General features: G+C 53.8%; 2 tRNA genes and 2 rRNA genes. All 4 read left to right on the forward strand.

From position 1 onward, the window contains the following. The first annotated feature begins 132 nt into the window (after positions 1–132). The 4 genes from ACCAA_RS04735 (at position 133) to ACCAA_RS04750 (ending at position 5,082) form a co-directional block, all read left to right on the forward strand. Positions 133–1,670 (forward strand): 16S ribosomal RNA (locus tag ACCAA_RS04735). Positions 1,671–1,732: 62 nt separating this feature from the next. Beyond that, positions 1,733–1,809 (forward strand) — tRNA-Ile (locus ACCAA_RS04740). Positions 1,810–1,892: 83 nt separating this feature from the next. Continuing rightward, positions 1,893–1,965: transfer RNA gene (locus ACCAA_RS04745), tRNA-Ala, on the forward strand. Positions 1,966–2,197: 232 nt separating this feature from the next. Continuing rightward, a 23S ribosomal RNA gene (locus ACCAA_RS04750) occupies positions 2,198–5,082 on the forward strand. Together the 16S and 23S rRNA genes with 2 tRNA genes alongside form the textbook arrangement of a ribosomal RNA operon. Positions 5,083–5,160 lie beyond the last annotated feature (78 nt).

The raw sequence follows: 5,160 nt of genomic DNA on the forward strand, positions 1-5,160 counted from the left end.
TTCTTGATCTGGTAGATGATTTGCGCAAGCGGATTGTCGAAGAGATGAAGTAACTCGCACAGATGTAGAAGCTGTTGATCTGGAGGAATCCGGGTTGGCGGCGAAGCAAGTCAAGCGAGAGCAAGAGGATTTGAACTGAAGAGTTTGATCCTGGCTCAGATTAAACGCTGGCGGCATGCCTTACACATGCAAGTCGAACGGCAGCACGGGGGCAACCCTGGTGGCGAGTGGCGGACGGGTGAGTAATACATCGGAACGTACCCTGGAGTGGGGGATAACGTAGCGAAAGTTACGCTAATACCGCATATTCTGTGAGCAGGAAAGCAGGGGATCGAAAGACCTTGCGCTCTGGGAGCGGCCGATGTCGGATTAGCTAGTTGGTGGGGTAAAGGCCTACCAAGGCGACGATCCGTAGCGGGTCTGAGAGGATGATCCGCCACACTGGGACTGAGACACGGCCCAGACTCCTACGGGAGGCAGCAGTGGGGAATTTTGGACAATGGGCGGAAGCCTGATCCAGCCATGCCGCGTGAGTGAAGAAGGCCTTCGGGTTGTAAAGCTCTTTCGGCGGGGAAGAAATTGCATGGGTTAATACCCTGTGTAGATGACGGTACCCGAATAAGAAGCACCGGCTAACTACGTGCCAGCAGCCGCGGTAATACGTAGGGTGCGAGCGTTAATCGGAATTACTGGGCGTAAAGCGTGCGCAGGCGGTTTTGTAAGTCAGATGTGAAATCCCCGGGCTCAACCTGGGAACTGCATTTGAGACTGCAAGACTGGAGTTTGGCAGAGGGGGGTGGAATTCCACGTGTAGCAGTGAAATGCGTAGAGATGTGGAGGAACACCGATGGCGAAGGCAGCCCCCTGGGCCAATACTGACGCTCATGCACGAAAGCGTGGGGAGCAAACAGGATTAGATACCCTGGTAGTCCACGCCCTAAACGATGTCAACTAGGTGTTGGGAGGGTTAAACCTTTTAGTGCCGTAGCTAACGCGTGAAGTTGACCGCCTGGGGAGTACGGCCGCAAGGCTAAAACTCAAAGGAATTGACGGGGACCCGCACAAGCGGTGGATGATGTGGATTAATTCGATGCAACGCGAAAAACCTTACCTACCCTTGACATGTCAGGAATCCCGGAGAGATTTGGGAGTGCTCGCAAGAGAACCTGAACACAGGTGCTGCATGGCTGTCGTCAGCTCGTGTCGTGAGATGTTGGGTTAAGTCCCGCAACGAGCGCAACCCTTGTCATTAATTGCCATCATTTAGTTGGGCACTTTAATGAGACTGCCGGTGACAAACCGGAGGAAGGTGGGGATGACGTCAAGTCCTCATGGCCCTTATGGGTAGGGCTTCACACGTCATACAATGGTCGGTCCAGAGGGTTGCCAACCCGCGAGGGGGAGCCAATCTCAGAAAGCCGATCGTAGTCCGGATCGCAGTCTGCAACTCGACTGCGTGAAGTCGGAATCGCTAGTAATCGCGGATCAGCATGTCGCGGTGAATACGTTCCCGGGTCTTGTACACACCGCCCGTCACACCATGGGAGCGGGTTCTGCCAGAAGTAGTTAGCCTAACCGCAAGGAGGGCGATTACCACGGCAGGGTTCGTGACTGGGGTGAAGTCGTAACAAGGTAGCCGTAGGGGAACCTGCGGCTGGATCACCTCCTTTCTAGAGAAGAGCTGGATCGAGAACTCACAACCTATCGGTTGTCACAGGCTGCACAAGCGGATGGGTCTGTAGCTCAGTCGGTTAGAGCATCGTCTTGATAAGGCGAGGGTCGTTGGTTCGATTCCAACCAGACCCACCAGCGAATCGACGGACGACCAGGGCAAGCAAAGGCAAGAGTGGAAGCACTTCTGGCGCGAGTCCGGGGTGTAGTCGCCGGTCAGCGGGGGATTAGCTCAGCTGGGAGAGCACCTGCTTTGCAAGCAGGGGGTCGTCGGTTCGATCCCGTCATCCTCCACATCCGCACCGAGTGAGAAGTCAGGCCTGCGGGGTAGTCATCTACCCTGCAGGCCTGACCCTTTACGGGGTGAGTGCTCTTTAAAAAATTGGAAGAAGGTTGTATTGCTGTTGGCTGAATTTTGGCTGACGGTGATACGGTTGTGATTGCATCGAAGCCCCCTGTTTTGGCAGGGGGAGTACACATGAGTTGCCTGTAGCTTGAGGTCTTGAAAGAGAGCTCAAGGTTATAGGATCAAGCGAATAAGTGCATGTGGTGGATGCCTTGGCGATTACAGGCGAAGAAGGACGTACAAGCCTGCGAAAAGCTCTGGGGAGCTGGCAATGAAGCTTTGATCCAGAGATATCCGAATGGGGAAACCCACTCCGCAAGGAGTATCCCACGCTGAATACATAGGCGTGAGGAAGCGAACCCGGCGAACTGAAACATCTAAGTAGCCGGAGGAAAAGAAATCAACCGAGATTCCCAAAGTAGTGGCGAGCGAACTGGGAACAGCCTGCAAGTGATAGCGATTGGGTTAGCGGAAGCCGCTGGAAAGTGGCGCCATAGTGGGTGAAAGCCCCGTACGCGAAAACCTGGCCGTGGTACTAAGTTTGCGACAAGTAGGGCGGGGCACGAGAAATCCTGTCTGAATATGGGGGGACCATCCTCCAAGGCTAAATACTCGTAATCGACCGATAGTGCACCAGTACCGTGAGGGAAAGGCGAAAAGAACCCCGGGAGGGGAGTGAAATAGATCCTGAAACCGCATGCATACAAACAGTGGGAGCCCCTTCGTGGGGTGACTGCGTACCTTTTGTATAATGGGTCAGCGACTTACGTTCAGTAGCGAGCTTAACCGAATAGGGGAGGCGTAGGGAAACCGAGTCTGATAAGGGCGATAGTTGCTGGGCGTAGACCCGAAACCAAGTGATCTATCCATGGCCAGGATGAAGGTGCGGTAACACGCACTGGAGGTCCGAACCCACTAATGTTGAAAAATTAGGGGATGAGCTGTGGATAGGGGTGAAAGGCTAAACAAACTTGGAAATAGCTGGTTCTCTCCGAAAACTATTTAGGTAGTGCCTCAAGTATCACCGACGGGGGTAAAGCACTGTTATGGCTAGGGGGTCATCGCGACTTACCAAACCATTGCAAACTCAGAATACCGTTGAGTGCGAGCTTGGGAGACAGACATCGGGTGCTAACGTCCGGTGTCAAGAGGGAAACAACCCAGACCGCCGATTAAGGTCCCCAAGCCATAGTTAAGTGGGAAACGAGGTGGGAAGGCTTAGACAGCCAGGAGGTTGGCTTAGAAGCAGCCATCCTTTAAAGAAAGCGTAATAGCTCACTGGTCGAGTCGTCCTGCGCGGAAGATGTAACGGGGCTCAAACTATGCACCGAAATCGCGGATATCCGTAAGGATATGGTAGGAGAGCGTTCTGTAAGCCGGTGAAGGCGTCTTGTGAAGGATGCTGGAGGTATCAGAAGTGCGAATGCTGACATGAGTAGCGATAAAGGGAGTGAAAAGCTCCCTCGCCGAAAGCCCAAGGTTTCCTGCGCAACGTTCATCGGCGCAGGGTGAGTCGGCCCCTAAGGCGAGGCTGAAAAGCGTAGTCGATGGGAAACAGGTCAATATTCCTGTACCTCTTTGTAATGCGATGGGGGGACGGAGAAGGTTAGGTCAGCCGGGTGTTGGACGTCCCGGTTCAAGCGTGTAGGCAGACCTCTTAGGCAAATCCGGGGGGTCAATGCCGAGGCGTGATAACGAGTGGCTTTGGCCGCGAAGTGATTGATACCATGCTTCCAAGAAAAGCCTCTAAGCTTCAGTTACAAGGAGACCGTACCGCAAACCGACACAGGTGGGCAGGATGAGAATTCTAAGGCGCTTGAGAGAACTCAGGAGAAGGAACTCGGCAAATTAGCACCGTAACTTCGGGATAAGGTGCGCCCTGACAGGTTGTAGCCCCTCGCGGGTGAAGGCCGAAAGGGTTGCAGTGAAATGGTGGCTGCGACTGTTTAATAAAAACACAGCACTCTGCAAACACGAAAGTGGAAGTATAGGGTGTGACGCCTGCCCGGTGCCGGAAGGTTAAGTGATGGGGTGCAAGCTCTTGATCGAAGCCCCGGTAAACGGCGGCCGTAACTATAACGGTCCTAAGGTAGCGAAATTCCTTGTCGGGTAAGTTCCGACCTGCACGAATGGCGTAACGATGGCCACACTGTCTCCTCCTGAGACTCAGCGAAGTTGAAATGGTTGTGAAGATGCAATCTCCCCGCGGTTAGACGGAAAGACCCCATGAACCTTTACTGTAGCTTTGCATTGGACTTTGAACCGACTTGTGTAGGATAGGTGGGAGGCTGTGAAGCCGGGACGCTAGTCTTGGTGGAGCCAACCTTGAAATACCACCCTGGTCTGTTTGAGGTTCTAACCATGGCCCGTGAATCCGGGTCTGGGACCGTGCATGGTAGGCAGTTTGACTGGGGCGGTCTCCTCCTAAAGTGTAACGGAGGAGTACGAAGGTACGCTAGGTACGGTCGGACATCGTGCTGATAGTGCAATGGCAAAAGCGTGCTTGACTGCGAGACTCACACGTCGAGCAGGTACGAAAGTAGGTCATAGTGATCCGGTGGTTCTGTATGGAAGGGCCATCGCTCAACGGATAAAAGGTACTCTGGGGATAACAGGCTAATACCGCCCAAGAGTTCATATCGACGGCGGTGTTTGGCACCTCGATGTCGGCTCATCACATCCTGGGGCTGCAGTTGGTCCCAAGGGTATGGCTGTTCGCCATTTAAAGTGGTACGTGAGCTGGGTTTAAAACGTCGTGAGACAGTTTGGTCCCTATCTGCCGTGGGCGCTGGAAATTTGAAGGGGGCTGCTCCTAGTACGAGAGGACCGGAGTGGACGAACCTCTGGTGTACCGGTTATGACGCCAGTCGTATTGCCGGGTAGCTAAGTTCGGAAGAGATAAACGCTGAAAGCATCTAAGCGTGAAACTCGCCTTGAGATAAGATTTCCCTGGGGACTTGATCCCCCTGAAGGGTCGTGGTAGACCACCACGTTGATAGGCTGGGTGTGGAAGCGCAGCAATGCGTTAAGCTAACCAGTACTAATTGCCCGTGAGGCTTGATCCTATAACCTTGAGCAGCAACTCAACGCTCAACACCGGTCCGAACCCATGCTCACGCTACGGTTCGCCCACCGGATCGAAA

The sequence above is a fragment of the Candidatus Accumulibacter aalborgensis genome (assembly GCF_900089955.1).
GTDB classification, from domain to species: Bacteria; Pseudomonadota; Gammaproteobacteria; order Burkholderiales; family Rhodocyclaceae; genus Accumulibacter; species Accumulibacter aalborgensis.